We start from the raw sequence: 16,437 nt of genomic DNA, 5'->3' as shown, positions 1-16,437 counted from the left end.
AGCTGATGATGCTGTCCGAGGCTCCGGGTAGCGTGGCGGTGCTATCAGCTCACAACGACGTGAGGTAGGGCCGCGGTTGAACGAGATCGCATCTGTTGATGTCCACCAGTCGAAGATCGCTGCCTTCCTGCGGTCGCTGGACCCGGCGGTGCTGTCGGCCCTGCAGATCGGCGAAGCAGAGATCATCGCCATTGACCTGATTGTGTCGGGCTGCAGCACGATGACCGAAATCGGGGATTCCCGGCACTGGTCCGAGCGGCTCGAGAGCTTCTTCTCGCAGATACCTGAGGAGAAACTCGAAACCCTCGCGCGATACGTCGTCGAGGGGAACCTCGAAGAACTTCTCGCGGAGATTCACCGCAGGGCTACGAGCGGCATGTACAGCATGTTCGTCTTGCGGCTGCTGGGGGCGGCCCGGTACCGCGCGATGCTGACCGCGGCGAAGCAGGACGGCGCGGTCGTGAGCCTCGTACTCCGGCGACTCATCCGGTCGGTCATGCCGTTCGCGGTGGCGTGGGGTGACGCTGTGGGGCTGATGTCCAAGGCCCAGGTGAAGGCCGCTACCCAGCTCGACACCAGGATATTGCTCAACGCCGTGCAACTCGTGGTCGACGTCGACGCGTTCTTTGGCGAGAAGGTTCTGACCGGACTGCCGATGCAGGAGACGTCCGCGACGACGGACGACTTGGAGATCTGGGACCCCCGGGCGGCGCCGCAGTTCACGCAGACGTTCCGCGCCTTGATCTCGGACGCGACCGTCAAGCGGGTTGAGCGCGCCAACTCTGGGCTGGTCAAGAAGATCAGGGGAGCACGGCACGCCCTCCAGTACTCCGAAGACGGTATTTCCCAGGCGGCGAACTCGCTCATCGAGCTGATCGACCGGATCCTGCGGGAGGCGTTCCCACAGGAGACCTCCCTTGCGTGGGTGCACGCGAACTTCGACGACTTCGACGGCCTTACTCACATTGAAAAAGGCGTTGAGAAGCCGACCAAGCTTGCCGAAGCGCTCTGCTTCGTCTACGGAGGCGGTCCGCGCCCGGAGCCGATCGCGGTCAACGGCGTCGAGCAGGCCGGCAGCGTGGTCCACGAGATGATCGCGCGCGTCATCGTCACCGCCCGGAACCACCTGCAGAAGATGAAACACGCCGACGCCGGCACACAGGAGGAGCGCGAGCAGCTGCTGCGCATCCTGGCAGCCGTCGAGGGAGCCCTCATGATCGGTCTCGTCCTGGGCGGCGTGAAAGCCGATCCTGAACCAGCGTAGAAGCTGCGGGGACGGCTCGGCCGCGGCGCAAACCTCCGCCGCGCTGTTCCGCGGGCCGCCCACTGTTGAGGTGGTGGGCGGTCGTGGGGGGTTGAGGTCGAGTGCTGCCCGGCGCCGCTCGTACGGCCGCCCGGTCAGGTCCTCCTTGCCGTCGTCCATCGTTCCTGCCGGGTGCCCCAGGGCCCGAGTCCAGCGTTGTGCCGGGCGCCGGCGGCACTGCCGGTGCCGCCTTGGAGCGGGACGGCGGCTCTCGTGAGGTCAGCGTCTGCTGCTCGGTCGGCTGTTACTGGTCGCAGGTGTTGAGCATTTCGGTGAGGGCCTGCTTCTCGGTGGCGGTGACGTTGAGCCGGTAGTGGCTCTTCACTTCGATCCATGCCCGGGAGTAGGTGCACCAGTACGAGTGCAGCGGGGGCTTCCAGGCGTCGGGGCCCTTGTCGGCCTTGGACCGGTTGCTGACCGCGGAGACGGCGACCAGCTGGGGCTCGGAGAGGTCGTTGGCGAAGGCCTTGCGGGTCTTGGTGTCCCACAGGTCTGCTCCGGACCGCCAGGCGTTGGCGAGGGGGACGACGTGTTATCCGTACCTGTTTCTGAGCGTCATCGACATCAGCAACAGGCGTGTCCCGGCCCGTGTCCCTCCTGTCAGCGCCGCGTTATCCGGTACAGCGGCGTGTGCCGCTGACAGCGACGGGACAGAGGAGAGGCCTTGGCGACCAGTCAGCGGGTGAGGCTCGGCGAAGGGTCGACGTGGACTGTCCTCGCGGACGACTTCAGCGTTGCAGGGCCGGTCGAGCAGTACCTGGAGTACCTGCGCGCGGCCGACTGCTCACCCAACACGATCAAGACCTACGCCGGCTGTGGCACATATTTCGTGACAGTCACGGAGGTGGGGCAGCAGAAGTGAATCAAAGGGTCGTCCGGGCCGTCGGTTCGGAGCCCCCGGGCTGCTCAGTCCTCCGCGCTGGGTACCTGTGTACCGTCCATCGGGTGAATCGTCATCTTGCTGATGCGCCTGACGGGCTCTCCCGACGGGCTCGATCCTTCGTTGCTGTACACGGCCTCCGGGTCGAACGTCTGGGGGTCGAGGAGTATCGGAGCCGCTGGGTGGAGCACGGGATCCCGGCAGCAGAAGTCGACCGGGTCGTGGCCTTCGATGAGCGTTGGGGCGGTTTGGTGCTTCCGCCGGCGCCGATGTATGACGGCGGGCCGAGGATCTTCCGCCCGGACACGCCGGAGGGGACGCCGACGGGTGGGTGGTGGTTCGAGGCCGGAGACCAGCGGACCGCGGTGCCCTTCTCCTTCATGATCGGTCCCCGAGGCGAGTTCGGAATCCACGCCGAGCGATGGGTGCCGCTGCACGCGAGCGTCGAAGGATGGGTCGAGTCAGTCGCACTCGCTCATCACGCGGCGGTGTGGGCGAAGCAGATCACCAAGGTCACCGGGGAGGACGTCGACGCTCTTCAACTCGGGCTCTACGAACCGGTTCCGGAGGTGAAAGCACTGGCCGACGGGTGGTGGCGAGGCACAGACTCACTGATTGCGGTCTACACGGGCGAGGCCGAGTGCTTCGCCAAGCCTGGATACCGGACTGCCGTCATCTACTCCGGCCTCGATAAGTGGGGCCTGCACGGGTGAGCCGTTGCGATCGCGCCATCTGGGACTGTTGCCGCATTCTGTGACCGGATGATGAGGGGCAGTCACTTTCGATCATTACTTCAGGGGGTCTCCGCAGAACTGCAAGCGTTGGCTGAGTGGGGGATGCATGCGAGATCCGGAGTTTGGTCTGGCCCGAGGTCGAAGACCTGGTGGTGGAGCAGATCCGGACAGATGAGAACGTGGTCCGAGTCGATGCTCACAGCCGGCGCCCGGCAGCGGAGTGCCCGAGCTGCGGGGCGATGGGCGGGAGGGTGCACAGTACGTACCGGCGACGCCTGGCTGATCGACCGCTCGGCGGCCGACTCGTCGTCCTGACCCTGCGGGTCCGTCGGTTCTTCTGCGATCACGGTGGGTGTAGCCGACGGACGTTCGCCGAGCAGGTCCAGCGCCTGACGGAGCGCCACGGCCGGGCCACTGAGGCGGCTGTCCGGATGCTGAAGGCAGTGGGACTCGCCGTCGGCGGGCGGGCCGGCAGCCGCCTCGCGCCCTACCTTGGTCTCCGGGCCAGCCGGGGGACGATCCTGCGCCAGGTCCGACGGTTGCCCGACCCACCTGCCTCCGCCGTGAGGGTGCTCGGTGTCGACGAGTTCGCGTTCCGCAAGGGCCACACCTACGGCACGGTGCTCATCGACGTCGAGACCCACCGGCCCATCGACCTGCTGCCCGACCGCGCCGCAGACACCCTGGCGGCCTGGCTGGCCGAACATCCAGGCGTCGAGATCGTCTGCCGGGACCGCTCCAGCGCCTTCAGCGAGGCCACACGGCGGGCGGCTCCCGAGGCGATCCAGGTCGCGGACCGCTGGCACCTGCTCCACAGCCTGACGCGCGCAGTCGAACGCACCGCCCACGCCCACCGCGCCTGCCTGCTCAAGGACGCTGACCGAACAGCCCCCGACATGATCCTGGCCCTGATCGAACCGGTCCCACCCGCAGACGACCCGCCGGACAGCCAGATCATCGCCCGGGTCCGGCAACGACACAAAGACGTCCACGACAGGCTCAACCGCGGCGACAGCCTCAGTGCCATCAGCCGGGAGCTCCAGCTCGACCGCAAGACCGTACGACGCTACGCGACCAGCGACCTCGACGACCTCGTGGCCTCCGCGCGGGATCGGAGGCCCGAACTCCTCGCCCGGTTCAAGTCCTACATTCAGCAGCGATACCGCACCGGCGGCACCAACGCCGCCCAGCTCTATCGGGAGATCCACGAGCGCGGCTACCGCGGCAGCAAGGTCGTGGTGCGCAGATACGTCGCGACCCTGCGGGCCGGAACCGCCGTCGAAGAACCTCGTCCGATCCCGCGACCACGCCGGATCGCGGCCTGGATCATGCGTCGCCCCGACTCCCTGACCGCAGGCGAGCGCACGCAACTCGACCAGGTCCTGGACGCCTGCCCAGACCTTGCCGTGGCCGCCGAGCTGGCACGCGACTTCGCCGCCATCACCCGTGAACGACGCGGCACTGAGCTGCCGACCTGGATGGACCGGGCCCTGACCAACGGCCCGCAACCGATCCAGTCCTTCGCTGCCTTCCTGCAGAACGACTGGGACGCCGTCATCAACGGCCTTACCCTCAAGTGGAATTCAGGTGCTGTCGAGGGCCAGGTTACGCGGATCAAGCTCATCAAGCGCCGGTCATACGGTCGGGCTTCCTTCCCGCTACTACGGACGCTCGTGCTGGCCACACCTCCGTGATTGTCACGAAATGTGTGCCACAGCCTTGAATTTCCCCACCCTGTGCTCTGGGGGTGGCCGGACCTGCTCACCTTGGTTCCCCACCTTCGGTGGAGCGGCGCGGGTTCGCCGCAGGCCCGGAAGGGTGGCAGGCTCGCAATCATGTTCGTAAGACTGGCCAAGTTGATCGACTGCAAAGCCCCTGTCAACGATCCAATGGCTGAAAGGACGGAGGGACGATGTCCCCGACCGAAAACGGGTGAACTCCTCCGCTTGGGCCGATAACTTTGAGGATGAATTCTGGAACGGTCATATCGAATCTGTGCCAACCGGCGAAGTCTTCCTCCAGTGCGAGGATCGGCCAGGAGTCCGGGTCGTCAGAGTCGGGGAGCCAGAAAAATGTGTCGGCTTGGCAGGTGCGCCCCCATGCCACCAGTCCTCCGGCTGCGGGACGCGGCAGGTATGGGTGCATGAGGTCTGCGCTGATGGTGGGCTCTGACCAGAGGGTCACCTCGCGCACCAGGGACTCGCTGGCGTGTTCGTCTCCCGGGCTGGAGACGAACAGGTACTGACTGAACTCGCCGGGACCGAACACTTCCGCAATTTCTTTGAATGATCCGGGAATTCTCAGCCCCAGGGTCTGCTCGGCTGGCGCCCAGTCGATGTCTGCCGTTCTAGCGCGATCCCATCCGACCAGGTCGGCTATCTCCCTTACCAGGGCCGAGGTCACTGCTTGTCTCCCTAATTAGGAATCTGGGTGCCGAGCGCACCGTCCTCCGACTGCAAGTCCGGGAGAACATATCGGAAGGTTGCGCAAGGAGGGCAGCCGGAGCTGCGCCCTGCGCGCTCCATGCTCGGCCGGACGGTCAAACCTGCTCAGTGGACCTCCCCACCCTTCGGGTGGTGTTGTCCGGCGTGTCCGGTTGGTTCGTGTCCGGTTGGAAAGTCTGCGTTCGCAACGAGTTCGGCCTGTTCGGGGGCCCTGGTGCTGACGCGGGAGGAAGACGTGGACGCTCATGCGCTGCGTCGGCAGGGCTGGTCCATCTCGGCTATCGCCCGGCACCCGGGCCGCGACCGCAAGACGATCAGGGCCTACCTGAACGGGGAGCGCGTGCCCGAGCACCGGGCCCAACTCCCGGACGCCTTCGTGCCGTTCATGGACTACTGTCGCCAACGCCTGGCGGACGACCCGCATTTGTGGGCGTCGGCGCTGTTCGACGAGGTCTGCGAACTCGGCTACCGGGGCGCCTACTCGACGTTCACCCGGGCCCTTCGCCGCCACCAAGTCCGCCCGCACTGCGAGCCCTGCAAGGCCGCGACCGGCCGGGACGTCGCGGTGATCGCGCACCCGCCGGGCGAGGAGATCCAGTTCGACTGGCTGGAGCTGCCCGACCCGCCCGCGGCCTGGGGCGTCGGCTCGCACGCCCACCTGCTGGTCGGGGCGCTCGCGCACTCGGGCCGCTGGCGGGCGGTGCTCGCGGAGGCCGAGGACTTCCCGCACCTGGTGCAGGCCCTGGACAAGGTGGTGCGCAAACTCGGCGGCACGGCCCGGCGCTGGCGATTCGACCGGATGGCCACCGTCTGCCACCCGCCAAGCGGCCGGGTGCTGCCGGCGTTCGCCGCGGTCGCGAAGTACTACGGCGTCGGCGTCGGCGTCGGCATCTGCCCGCCGCGGCGCGGCAACCGCAAGGGCGTGATGGAGAAGGCCAACCACTCGGTGGCGCAACGCTGGTGGCGCACGGTCCCGGACGCGCTGAGCGTCGAGCAGGCCCAGTCCGGCGTCGACAAGCTCGCGGCCCGGATGGACGAGCGGCGGCGCCGGATCGACGGCGCGTCGGCGACGGTCGCCGAACTCGCCGGGGCGGAGCCGCTGCTGGAGGTCCCGACCCGGCCGTTCCCGGCCGAGCTGGAGGTCGAGCGCACCGTGAGCCCGCAGGGGCTGGTGTCCTTCGACGGCAACCAGTACTCCGTCCCGCCGGGCCTGCCGGGCGTCCAGGTCGTGGTCCTGCACCGCCTGGGCGAGGACTACCTGCACTTCCTGACGGCCGGTCGGGCGGTGGTCGCCAAGCACCGCCGGGCGCCGGGCGGGTCCGGGCAGGTCGTCCGCGACGCCGGGCACGTGATCGCGCTGGAGCGCGCGGTGCTGGCGTCGTTCTCCGACCGGGCGCCCTGCAAGAGCAAGGTCCGCCGGCCGCCGTCGCAGGCCGCGCTCGCCGAGGCCGACCGCCTGCGCGGGACCGGCACGAGCGGCTCCGCGACCGCGGAGCGGGTCGTCATCGATCTTTCCCACTACGCCGCAGTGGCCGACCGGCTGCGGACCGCCCCGACACCCGAGGAGGACCACGGGGAGTGAGCACGTCACCGATGCAGATGAGCGAGGCCAGGCGCTTCCAGCAGTTGAAGGGACACCTGTCCTACCTGAAGCTGAACGACGCCGCCGAGGCGCTCAACCGGGTGCTGGACCAGGCCCGCACCGAGCGGATGTCGATGACCGCCGCGCTGGAGCGGCTGCTGGAGATCGAGGTCGAGGCGACCGAGGCCCGACGCCTGGCCGCCCGGGAGCGGTTCGCCTGTCTGCCCGAGCCCTGGTCGCTCGCGGACTTCGACTTCGCCGCACAGCCCGGCGTCGACGAGAAGCTGATCCGGGACCTTGCGACCCTGCGGTTCCTGGACGACGCGAGCAACGTGCTGTTCGTCGGCCCGCCCTGCGTCGGCAAGACGATGCTGTCGGTCGCGCTCGGCCGGGCCGCCGTCGAGGCCGGCCACCGAGTCTACTTCACCACCGCCGCCGACCTCGCCGCCCGCTGCCACAAGGCCGCGCTGGAAGGCCGGTGGAAGACCTGCATGAACTTCTTCGCCGGCCCGAAGCTGCTGATCGTGGACGAGCTCGGCTACCTCCCGCTGCCCGAGGACGGCGCGTCCGCGCTGTTCCAGGTGATCAACCAGCGGTATCTGAAGTCGAGCACCATCTTGACCACGAACGTCGGCATCGCCAAAGCGCACATGTTCCGGCGAACCTGTGCGAGGCAGCGCCGAAACCTCACGGGTTCGACCTGCGTACGGTCCGGAAGTCTTGGTACTCGTCGCAGACGATGCCCTGGTTGACCCAGTGCTCGGGGTCAGCGGCGAGATCGCGCTCTGCCAGCTGGAGTGCGTCCTCAGGGGTGGGCAGGACGGCGATCTCCCGGCCCCACGTCTCGTCCTCGGGATCCAGGGGTGGGAACTCGGTGATGTCGAGAAAGGTGTCGGTGCCGATGTCCTCGACATCGCTCAGGTAGACGGTGACGCCCGTTGAGCCGGGGCTGAGCGCGATCCAGCGAAGCCCGGGACCGAAGTCGCTTTCGATGGCGCCCAGGAACTGCTCGATCTGCTTCCCGCGTCGGAGGGCGCCGAGGGCCAAGGCGGGGGCAAGGTGTCGCATGTCAGTTCCTCTTCTGGTGCTGGGCGGGCAGACGAGTTGGATCGATGTGATCAGCAAGGTAGATGAGGGTGGCCTGCGGGTCCATGCCGAAGGCGGCGGCGACCAGCTTGGGGTCCATGGTGTTGACGAGGTCGACCAGGCGGGTGCCGCGGACCATGCGTGGTGGGTAGCCGCAGTCGTCAAGGACGTGGGACAGGTATGCCGTTGATGCCGGACTTCGGCCGCCCTTCGTTCCCTTGGTGACCATGACGTGCGGGTTCTGCGTCGACCAAGCCGCCCGGTGGGCGAGGCATCGTTGCAGCACGGCCCAGGAAGCGGGGTCGAGCGGGACCGGGTGCGGTCGTTTGCCGAGCCGGACGGTTCGCGCGGCTGGGTTGATGTCGGTGACCTGCAGCATACGGACCTCGGAACTGGAGGCGCCGTGCAGCAGGGCGAGCATGCCGAGCAGGGCTTCGTGAGGGTGGGCCCCGTCATTTTTGCAGGTCCACCGGCGGAATAGGTGACGCTGCTGGTCGAGCGTGAGGGTCCGGCCTCGGTATCCGCTTCCTTCCTTCGCGGTCAGTCCGCGGGTCGGATCAACGAGGATCACGCGCTGCGAGCGGGCGAAGCCGAAGAACTGCCGCAACACGGTGAGACGGCGCTTGCGGGCCTTGGGCAGCGTGGCCAGGAAGGCTTCGATGTCGTGGACGTCGACCAGAGCCCAGTCGCCCTTGCCGCGCTGATCCGTGAGGAACACCGCCAGATCGCGCATGGTGGCGAGGGCGGCCTCCAGGGTGAGATTGCTGCGTGGGCGGGTGCCGGCCCGGCGGGCCCGGTCCTGGGCTCGCATGCGCGAGGCGTCGAAGGCTGCGACCGCCGGTCGGAGGGATTCGGGGGCGGCGTCGACGCGGCGCTTGCGGCGTCCCGCCGCGAGTCGCTCGGCCTGGTCGGTGGGCAGCGCCAGGCCTTGCAGGGTGAAGAAGTCCTCCAACGTGCGGGCGAAGGTGCCCATGGACCGGCCCGGGCGGCGGGACCTTTCCAGCAGGGCCTGGGGCGAGTTGGAGAGTTCGTCCTGCAGGAGCCGGCCCATCTCGGTAATGAAGCTGCAGGCCCGGGCGACGCAGTGCCGGGCGGCCACGTGGGCGACGAAGTCGTCGAGCCAGCCGGGCGGGTCCACGAGCCGGTCGCGCAGGTGCTCGCCCCGGATGAAGGGCCGCCCAGGGTGTCGTTGCCAGCAGGGAGAGCACAGTCCCAGGCCGGCATGGCGACGCAGTTGGCCGCACTCGACGCAGACCCGTGGCGGCTGTTTCTGCTGCCGGGGCCGGGAGCACGAGCCGCACCAGCCTGTCTCCTCGCGCACGACACCGGGCCGGCCGCAGCGCGGGCACAGTGTCTTCGCGGCCTCGCGCTCCGCCCGGCGGCGGCAGTCACGGCACAGACGGTTGCCAGCGACGCGGACCGGATGGCCGCACTCCTCGCAGACGCGCGAGCAATCGACACACCGACCGGTGTCCGCTCGAAGCACTCGGTCCTTGCCGCAGGACGGACAACTCTCCTTCGCAGCCTGTTCCTTCAACGACCGCCAGCACCGACAGCAGTGCTCGCGGTCGAGATAGCCGACCGGGGCACCGCAGGCGACGCAATCCCGTTGCTTCTTCCCCATCACGAAGTCCGCAGGTCACAGGGGCGGCATCGACCGGCCCCGGGCGGCCGCCGCGACCTTGGGCTGGGCTGCCGCCAGTCGAGGCGGGGCCGCTGACCGCTCGACCGGGGTGGTGTCGACTTCGATGAGGTCGTTCGGGGTGCACTCCAGCGCGGTGCACAACGCGGCCAGCGTGGTCATCTTGACCTGCGAGGGCTCCTTGGTGAACAGCGCGGACACCGACGCCGACGACAGCTCCAGGCCCGCCTTCTCAGCCAGCAGTCGCCGCAGATCGGTTCCGGTCCAGACCTCGCGTTGGGCGGCGGCCATCCGCAGCCGCCATCGGATCTTCATGCCGTGGTGTCCTTCCCGGTCAGCTCGGCCAGGGTGGCGGCGACCGCCCGCTGATAGGCGTCCTCGATGAACGTCGCGGAGGGCCGGACATAACGCATGGTTGAGCTGACCGTCCAGTGACCGAGCATCTGTTGGATCGCGACCAGGTCGACGCCTCGCTCGTAGTTGTGGGTCGCGCAGGCCCGTCGCAGGGCATGCGGGCTGAACCGCTCCGCCGGCGGGCGCCCTTCGAGTTCCATGAGATAGCGGAGCCGGTTGCGGATCGTCCCGCGATGCAGGGGCCCACCGGACTCGTCCGCGAACAGCACGGGAGAGTCGGGGAACTTGCCCCGCACATCTTCCAGGAACCACCGCAGCACCAGGTCCAGGCCGTCGAGCATCGGCACCCAGCGCGGACGCGGGCCGGAGGTGTGGGCGCCCTTGCCGAAGCGGACGTGGAGCTTGCCGAACGGGCCGCGGGTGAAGTGCAGGTCCGGCCTCTCCAGCAGCGACGCCTCCTCGGAGCGAAGCCCGGCGTGATACAGCGTCCGGAACAGCGCGTAGTCGCGGGCGGCGGGCCCGTACTTCCTCGCGGTCGCGATCCGCTGCTTCATGAAGTCGAAGAACTCGGTCACCCGCTCCGGGGTCGGCGGCGGCAGCAGGGCCGGAGAATCGTCACCGACATGCCGGGAAGCGTTGAACTCGTCGACGGGGCAGACCAGTCGGACCCCGAACGCGGCCTCGATCTCTGCGGCCTTGCGGGCCTGGAGGAACCGGTGGAAGCCCTTGAAGATCTGCACGTACTCGCGGCGCGTCGACGTCGCTCGGCCCTTGACCGCGAGGTCACCGACGACGCGGTCGATGTCTTCCGGCGTCACCTCCCACGCCGGCCGACCCAGCGCGACGAGCGTCCGCTCCAGCAGGCCGATGTCGTTGTCGATCGTCACCGGGCTGAACCCGCGGGCCCGCCACGAGGCGACGAATGCCTCCACGCAGGCGGCCTGGAACTGCCATGGGTCCGTCACCAGTGGCCCTTGTGGGACGCCACCGCCCGCGATGACCTGCAGCCTCGCCTCGGCCATCGGCACACCTTCCTCGCACCTGAACGGTCAAGGCAGCACCTTGAGAACCTGGGCGCTACCGCGAGAACCAACGAGGACCGCAGGAGCAGGAAACGGCCAGGTGGCAGCGGCAACTCGTGTGAGGGAACAAGTGCCAGCCCCAGATGACTGGGCCGGCGGCTTTGGCGACGCCACCGTCGCCGCCGCGATGCTCGACCGGCTCCTGCACCGCGCCGCGGTCGCCGGGATCGACGGCCCGTCCTACCGCCTGCGCAACCACCAGACCAAGGCCGACACCATCCGTGCGGGGGTGAACTCCCGTGCTTCCTGAGCGAGTTGACACCACCGAGGCCAGGACGGGCCCGAGCTCACCCGGCAGTGCCCGATCTGCCACACCGCCTTCGCCCTCGAATCGACGTTCAGCAGGCGGGTCTACTGCTCGCCGGTCTGCCGCAACCGCGGCATCGCGGAGAAGACCATGGACACCCGCAACTGCATGGCCTGCCAGAACGAGTTCCAGGCGCCCGCCCGCCGCCGACGCTACTTCTGCTCGCACGAGTGCCGCATCGGCGCCCGCGACCGCGAGGAGATGCGCGAGACCCGCGCCTGCGTGTTCTGCAAGACCGAGTTCACCGCGCTCAAGACCGTCCGGCGAAACTACTGCAGCGACCGCTGCCGCAAGGGCGCCGGCCGCGCTCGCGACCGCCAGCGCGACCAGGAACGCGCCCTTCGCCTGGGCGAGCCCGCCCGCCGCGGACCGATCCCGGCCCCGACCCCCGCCCCGGCCAGGGCGGAGCTGCCGCCCCCGCCGGTGGTCCGGGCCCCGGCCCGCACCCCCGTCCGCGACGTCCTGGAGCCCGCGGCGACCCGCAACTGCCCGCACTGCGACCAGCCGATCACGATCGTCGCCCTGCTGGCGACCCCCGAGGCCGCCCGGCCCGTCATCCACCCGGCACGCGACGCGCCCCCGCTGCGACGGGTTCCCTGACACAGGCACCTGACCCGCCGTCCACCCTCGGGCCCCGCCGACCTTCGGTCGGCGGGGCCCACGCACGCGCTCCCCGATCCCCACCCTCCCCACTCATTTGACCTGGTCAAGCAAGTGGGGAGCCTGATCGAGACTGAGGAATTCGCGGATCCTCATCAAGCGCCGGGTCTACGGCGCCGAGCCCGGCGAGTACGCCGGCCCCGAGCCGGGACGCGAGTACCGGGAGCTGGTGGGCGGCCCCCTGGACGGCCAGCTGGTCGACGTCACCGGCTGGGCTCCGGACGAGCTGGAGTGCGGGGCCGCCCTGATCGCACCGCTGGGCCACTACGGCGCCGGAGGCCGCGCCCACTACGAGCCGCGCCCCGGCGACATCGAGGCCTACATCGAGGCCCTGGCGAGCCTGTCCCAGGCCGTCGAGGACGTCGACGACGAACTGGGACGCGAGGCATGGCTTCGAACTCGTCTCATGAGTCGTCGTTCAGCACCGTGTGCGTATCAGGTGACGGATGCTCAGCGATGGCTGGGCCCGCCGGTCAGTCGATGCCTTCGATGATGCGGAAGTCGCGCTCGACGCCGTCGGGGAGGGCCACCAGCGCCTTCTGATATGCCTCGCTCTCGTATGCCGCGACGGCCTGTTCAAAGCTGTCGAACTCGATCAGAACGATGCAGAGGGAAGGGGTGCTGGGCACCCTCATGCTGCGGGAGAAGCTCACCAGTGGAAACATGGATGGCATGTCTCCAGTCCCATCGGCCTTCACTCTCGAATGGCTACTCGATCCGGTCAAACCTATAGACTTCTACGAACAATACTACGAATCAAAGCCGCTGCTGGTTAGTCGTGGTGAGCTAGAATACTACGCGAAGCTGCCGCGCCTAGAGGCGGTTGACGAGCTGCTCACGGCAACCGTTTCGAATCGCCGACAGCCGACTCAGGGTGAACGACTCACCCGGTCCGAACCAGACGGCACCATGTCGGATCAGCAAATTCGCACGACTGGAAACGCCGGGTTAGACGTCCAGGCGGCCTATCGTGCGTACCACGACGGGTTCACGGTCGTTATCAATCAGACCCACCGTCGCTCAGCGGCCGTAGGCCGCCTGTGCCGCGGTTTGCAGGCGGCGCTGCACCACCCAATCGGCGCCAACATATATCTCACTCCGGCCGGTGCCCAGGGCTTCTTGCCGCACGTCGACACGCACGATGTCTTCATACTCCAGCTTCACGGGACGAAGGAATGGCACGTATCGAGTCCACCGGTTGAGTTGCCGCTCGCCCATAACAGGAACCACAAGCAGACGCTGCCGGATGCGCAAATCTTCACGCTCATGCCGGGGGACATGCTCTACCTGCCGCGTGGCTTCCGACATAAGGCCGTCACAGGAGATTCGTCGTCGTTGCATCTAACAGTGGGGATCCATGCGTTTCGATGGCACGACTTGTTCAAAGATGCGCTCGAACAACTAGCAGATGAGGATGCGATTTTTCGCAGCGCCCTGCCGCCACAGTATGTAGATGAGCCGCTCGACATGGCACACGTCACTGAGATGGTGCGCCGGATGACCGCAGCGCTGACCGACGAAAGCTTCATGGAGAAAGCGAAGGAACGCATCGCTTCCAAGCTTATCGCAGCCGACGAGTCGACAGGTCTGAGCCAATTCCGGTCGCTCGACGCGCTCGCAGATCTGAGCGATGAGTCGATCGTTTCTCGCTCACCAGAGCACCTCTGCCTGGTTCGAATCGCGCCAGATCGGGCCACGATCGAATTCGTAGGCAACTTTGTGACTGGACCACCCGTTCTAGGGAAAGCACTGGAGTTCATTGCGCAACGTCATAGGTTTGCCGTCGGCGAACTGCCGGGCAACCTATCTACGGAGGATCGAATTGATTTAGTGAAGCGGTTGGTAAGCGAAGGCCTTCTGGAGGTGTTGTTGTAATGAGCGAGGCGAGTTCGGAGCGCAATAAGGAAGACTTGATTGGTTCCGACATGAGCGTGGTCGACCAGAATGTACTGCGTACATGGCGCGAGAGTCTGGTCATCCTCGACCCGCGTTACCAGGACAAGCGGCTGCTGAAAGCAGCTGCGCGGTCCATGGTCGATGAGGAGTATCGAAGTTCTCTTCTGAGAAACACCGAAGCGGGCGTTCATGGGGATGAGCCTGGATCGCCGGAGGAGAACAAAGTTAGGTTCTTTAGTAACACTCCCAGGACATTGCATGTAATCCTACCGCCGGTAGCGGGGGAGGTAGAGAGCCGCCCAGGTCCAATCCGCGATTTTCTGAGATCGCGCACATCAGACGACACGACTCTAAACTGGTTTAGAGATGATTGGAATATCAGCGACCCTGGTACCGTTGACCCGCCATGGATTCTCCCGAATCCTGATTTCGTTGATGGTTTCTCCTGAAGTTGCAGGGTGTGGGTGGTGCGCTCGGGGAACCCTGCCGTCGGCTACGGCGTGACGATCGACGCGGTGGACGGCTGGCGGCTGTTCGTGGCCTGCATCGGCACCGCCAGGAGGGCGAGGAACTGCGCGACGGCCGGCACTTCCACCCCGACGACACCGTGTAGGCGCCGACGCGCGAGCCGGACGGCGCGGGCCGGAGCGGGGGACGTCTACTGGGGCACCACCGGGGGCGGCCTCCTCCCCGCCGCCGACTCCGGCTGGAACTGACCGACCCCACGAACCCGCCCCGCCGGACTCCCACACTGCCGGCGGGGCCGGGCGGCCGGGGGAGCAGCGCCCGGCCGCCCGCCCCCGGGCGGGGTGTCAGGACACTGGTCCGGGCGGGATGCAACTGACTGTCCGTCACCACTAGGCTTCGCCGCGGCGGGATTTCCGCACTGTCCGCCGCGGCGGAGCGGCGATCGGGCCGGGGAGAGGGGAGCGTCATGGCCGCGCATCTGGATGAGGCACTCCGGGCCGGGGACTACTTGGAAGTCGCTTCCTACCGGTGGTCCGTGGACGGCTGGCCCAAGGGCGAGGGCTTCGCACGGATCGACCGCGTGGAGCACGTCCCGTCCGCGGAGGCGTTCCTCGACCCGGACTCCGAAGGGCTGTTCATGGCGATGGCCCGCGAGGAGACGATGGTCTTCGTCTTCTGCCAGGGCATGCCCGGCCCGCTCCTGCTGCGCCCCGGGGACTACAGGACCGCGGACCGGGTCGACGGGCGGCGCCTGGCGTGGGACGAGGCGAACCTCACCTGGGCCGCAGGGCCGCCGCTGCTGTTCCGCGACGCCGTCGAGCCGGCCGGCGCGCACTGGTCCCGCAACCACATCGTCGCGCCCATCGCAGAGGACGCCGAGGACGACACCAGTCGGGTCCGCGCCCCGCGCCGCGCGGCGTCGTTCGCCAAACCTGTGCATGCCCTGATGGAGGGCGACTACCTGCAGATCCACCAGACGCGCTTTCCGGAGGCGGACATGGGAGTCGATGAGGGATTCCACCGCGTCGAAGCCGTCCGCCACCTGCCCGCCGCCCTCCTGCGCCCGCTCCTTGCCGATCCCGCCTGGGCCGGCGGCGACCTGGTCCTGGCCACCGTCCACGGCGTCCCCGGCACCCTGCTCCTGCCCGGCGCCGACGTCACCGTCCTGACCGCGCCGAACCCCGAACGCCGGCGCTCCGACGAGACGGGCCCCTGGAGCGGCGCCCCCTTCCACGACTTCACCGGCGCCACCGTCCCCGACCCCGCCCGCCAGCAGCACACCGACCGGGCACTGCGCCCCCAGGCACCTGCGGGGGAGGCGGAGCTGTACCCGAGCCGGTTCACCGACCCCGACCAGTTGGCCCTGCACATGAACGGCGTCACGGGGGTGCGCCCGGTGCCGCTGGCCGCCCTGCCGTGGCCGCACAGCCAGCACAAATGCGCCTACACCCCGCAGGGCAAGGCCCTCGCCCTCACCTACCCCGGCGGCCGGCGAGAGGACCAGGTCGCCCGCGCCGAACTCTTCTCCCGCCTCACCCCCGCCGAGTTCGCCGCCTGCCCCCGCCACGAGGCCGACGACTGGCCGGCCATCGCCGAGGCCGCCCTCGAATTCGCCCTCGCCGATCAGGACGGCGACGACGACCGCACCAACCAGGCCTACGAGATGGCGCACCTCACCCCGCGCGACCGCAGGTGGGCCCGCTCCTTCACCGCCGGATCCGGCATCAACTGGGACGACGGCGACCAGGCCGTCGCCGACGGACAGCACCGGCTGTGCGCGCTGCGCGCCGCGGGTGTGAAGGTGGCGCCCGTCTACGGCTGCTACCTGCCCGACCGGCTGCCCGCCGAGCACCAGGACGCCGGGGACCACGCCCGCCGGACCGTGGAGCACTACTGGGCGGAACGCCTTGCTCAGATGGTCGGGCCCGGCTTCGTTGCCCGGTTGCTGGCCTGGGCCGTTGTTCGGTACCCGGCCCTACGGATGCGGCTTCCGCGCCCC

At 68.2% G+C, this 16,437-nt stretch carries 17 protein-coding genes and 2 pseudogenes; 12 read left to right on the top strand and 7 right to left on the bottom strand.

Going from position 1 to position 16,437, the window contains the following annotated elements:
- Positions 1-76: 76 nt before the first annotated feature.
- Complete coding sequence (locus tag IEZ12_RS33065; protein WP_189277455.1) at positions 77-1,264, top strand: hypothetical protein; 1,188 nt, start codon at positions 77-79, stop codon at positions 1,262-1,264.
- A gap of 283 nt (positions 1,265-1,547) precedes the next feature.
- Here the strand turns inward: IEZ12_RS33065 and IEZ12_RS39550 are convergent.
- Positions 1,548-1,835: pseudogene (locus tag IEZ12_RS39550) on the bottom strand (GmrSD restriction endonuclease domain-containing protein); the annotation flags it as partial.
- 132 nt (positions 1,836-1,967) lie between these two features.
- Here IEZ12_RS39550 and IEZ12_RS33060 point away from each other — a divergent pair.
- From IEZ12_RS33060 to IEZ12_RS33050, 3 genes are all read left to right on the top strand, one after another.
- Positions 1,968-2,165, top strand: a complete 198-nt coding sequence (locus tag IEZ12_RS33060; protein WP_189277453.1) for a hypothetical protein — start codon at positions 1,968-1,970, stop codon at positions 2,163-2,165.
- 200 nt (positions 2,166-2,365) lie between these two features.
- Complete coding sequence (locus IEZ12_RS33055) at positions 2,366-2,896, top strand: hypothetical protein (protein WP_308431106.1); 531 nt, start codon at positions 2,366-2,368, stop codon at positions 2,894-2,896.
- 116 nt (positions 2,897-3,012) lie between these two features.
- The gene (locus tag IEZ12_RS33050; RefSeq protein WP_308431105.1) at positions 3,013-4,611 is read left to right on the top strand and encodes an ISL3 family transposase; all 1,599 of its coding nucleotides are present in this window, start codon (positions 3,013-3,015) and stop codon (positions 4,609-4,611) included.
- Positions 4,612-4,795: 184 nt separating this feature from the next.
- On the opposite strand, the gene IEZ12_RS33045 is transcribed toward IEZ12_RS33050, so the two are convergent.
- A complete protein-coding gene (locus IEZ12_RS33045) occupies positions 4,796-5,320 on the bottom strand; it encodes a hypothetical protein (RefSeq protein ID WP_189277447.1) in 525 nt (174 codons plus the stop codon).
- 276 nt (positions 5,321-5,596) lie between these two features.
- Here IEZ12_RS33045 and IEZ12_RS33040 point away from each other — a divergent pair, with 276 nt between their 5' ends.
- Entirely contained in the window at positions 5,597-6,943 is a 1,347-nt protein-coding gene (locus tag IEZ12_RS33040; RefSeq protein WP_229848476.1) for a Mu transposase domain-containing protein, read from the top strand.
- On the top strand, positions 6,940-7,695 hold the full coding sequence (locus IEZ12_RS33035) for an ATP-binding protein (RefSeq protein WP_229848474.1): 756 nt from the start codon (positions 6,940-6,942) through the stop codon (positions 7,693-7,695). Before IEZ12_RS33040 ends, IEZ12_RS33035 begins: the two co-directional genes overlap by 4 nt.
- On the opposite strand, the gene IEZ12_RS33030 is transcribed toward IEZ12_RS33035, so the two are convergent.
- The 4 genes from IEZ12_RS33030 to IEZ12_RS33015 all read right to left on the bottom strand — a co-directional run bounded on the left by IEZ12_RS33030 (position 7,631) and on the right by IEZ12_RS33015 (position 11,047).
- Positions 7,631-8,011 carry a hypothetical protein gene (locus IEZ12_RS33030; RefSeq protein ID WP_189277443.1) on the bottom strand — a complete coding sequence of 127 codons (381 nt, stop codon included), beginning with the start codon at positions 8,009-8,011 and terminating at the stop codon, positions 7,631-7,633. The genes IEZ12_RS33035 and IEZ12_RS33030 overlap by 65 nt on opposite strands.
- A gap of 1 nt (position 8,012) precedes the next feature.
- Positions 8,013-9,167: a tyrosine-type recombinase/integrase gene (locus tag IEZ12_RS33025; protein WP_229848472.1), complete on the bottom strand. Its 1,155-nt coding sequence runs from the start codon at positions 9,165-9,167 to the stop codon at positions 8,013-8,015.
- A 501-nt stretch (positions 9,168-9,668) separates the two neighbouring features.
- Entirely contained in the window at positions 9,669-9,986 is a 318-nt protein-coding gene (locus IEZ12_RS33020; RefSeq protein WP_189277439.1) for a helix-turn-helix domain-containing protein, read from the bottom strand.
- Positions 9,983-11,047, bottom strand: coding sequence for a tyrosine-type recombinase/integrase (locus tag IEZ12_RS33015; RefSeq protein ID WP_189277437.1), 1,065 nt, complete (start codon positions 11,045-11,047; stop codon positions 9,983-9,985). The genes IEZ12_RS33020 and IEZ12_RS33015 overlap by 4 nt, the downstream gene beginning before the upstream one ends.
- Before the next feature lie 130 nt (positions 11,048-11,177).
- Here IEZ12_RS33015 and IEZ12_RS33010 point away from each other — a divergent pair, with 130 nt between their 5' ends.
- The 3 genes from IEZ12_RS33010 (at position 11,178) to IEZ12_RS40735 (ending at position 12,567) form a co-directional block, all read left to right on the top strand.
- The gene (locus tag IEZ12_RS33010) at positions 11,178-11,357 is read left to right on the top strand and encodes an ATP-binding protein (RefSeq protein WP_373295556.1); all 180 of its coding nucleotides are present in this window, start codon (positions 11,178-11,180) and stop codon (positions 11,355-11,357) included.
- A 147-nt stretch (positions 11,358-11,504) separates the two neighbouring features.
- The gene (locus IEZ12_RS33005; protein ID WP_189277435.1) at positions 11,505-12,014 is read left to right on the top strand and encodes a hypothetical protein; all 510 of its coding nucleotides are present in this window, start codon (positions 11,505-11,507) and stop codon (positions 12,012-12,014) included.
- 229 nt (positions 12,015-12,243) lie between these two features.
- A complete protein-coding gene (locus tag IEZ12_RS40735) occupies positions 12,244-12,567 on the top strand; it encodes a hypothetical protein (protein WP_373295555.1) in 324 nt (107 codons plus the stop codon).
- Here the strand turns inward: IEZ12_RS40735 and IEZ12_RS32995 are convergent.
- Positions 12,548-12,676: pseudogene (locus IEZ12_RS32995) on the bottom strand (DUF1330 domain-containing protein); the annotation flags it as partial. The gene IEZ12_RS40735 and the pseudogene IEZ12_RS32995 sit on opposite strands and share 20 nt — an antisense overlap.
- A gap of 16 nt (positions 12,677-12,692) precedes the next feature.
- Here IEZ12_RS32995 and IEZ12_RS32990 point away from each other — a divergent pair.
- The 3 genes from IEZ12_RS32990 to IEZ12_RS32980 form a co-directional block, all read left to right on the top strand.
- Positions 12,693-13,949 carry a cupin domain-containing protein gene (locus IEZ12_RS32990; RefSeq protein WP_189277433.1) on the top strand — a complete coding sequence of 419 codons (1,257 nt, stop codon included), beginning with the start codon at positions 12,693-12,695 and terminating at the stop codon, positions 13,947-13,949.
- On the top strand, positions 13,949-14,419 hold the full coding sequence (locus tag IEZ12_RS32985; protein ID WP_189277431.1) for a hypothetical protein: 471 nt from the start codon (positions 13,949-13,951) through the stop codon (positions 14,417-14,419). Before IEZ12_RS32990 ends, IEZ12_RS32985 begins: the two co-directional genes overlap by 1 nt.
- Before the next feature lie 485 nt (positions 14,420-14,904).
- On the top strand, positions 14,905-16,437 hold a 1,533-nt coding region (locus IEZ12_RS32980; RefSeq protein ID WP_189277429.1), incomplete at its 3' end, for a hypothetical protein.

Source organism: Kitasatospora griseola (assembly GCF_014648555.1).
Lineage (GTDB): Bacteria > Actinomycetota > Actinomycetes > Streptomycetales > Streptomycetaceae > Kitasatospora > Kitasatospora griseola.
This window is presented reverse-complemented; position numbering and strand designations above follow the sequence as displayed.

Bases quoted from the DNA above. Each gene is read 5' to 3' on its own strand.
- IEZ12_RS33030 (WP_189277443.1), bottom strand. From the start codon at position 8,011: ATGCGACACCTTGCCCCCGCCTTGGCCCTCGGCGCCCTCCGACGCGGG.
- IEZ12_RS33020 (WP_189277439.1), bottom strand. From the start codon at position 9,986: ATGAAGATCCGATGGCGGCTGCGGATGGCCGCCGCCCAACGCGAGGTC.
- IEZ12_RS33015 (WP_189277437.1), bottom strand. From the start codon at position 11,047: ATGGCCGAGGCGAGGCTGCAGGTCATCGCGGGCGGTGGCGTCCCACAA.
- IEZ12_RS33005 (WP_189277435.1), top strand. From the start codon at position 11,505: ATGGACACCCGCAACTGCATGGCCTGCCAGAACGAGTTCCAGGCGCCC.
- IEZ12_RS32985 (WP_189277431.1), top strand. From the start codon at position 13,949: ATGAGCGAGGCGAGTTCGGAGCGCAATAAGGAAGACTTGATTGGTTCC.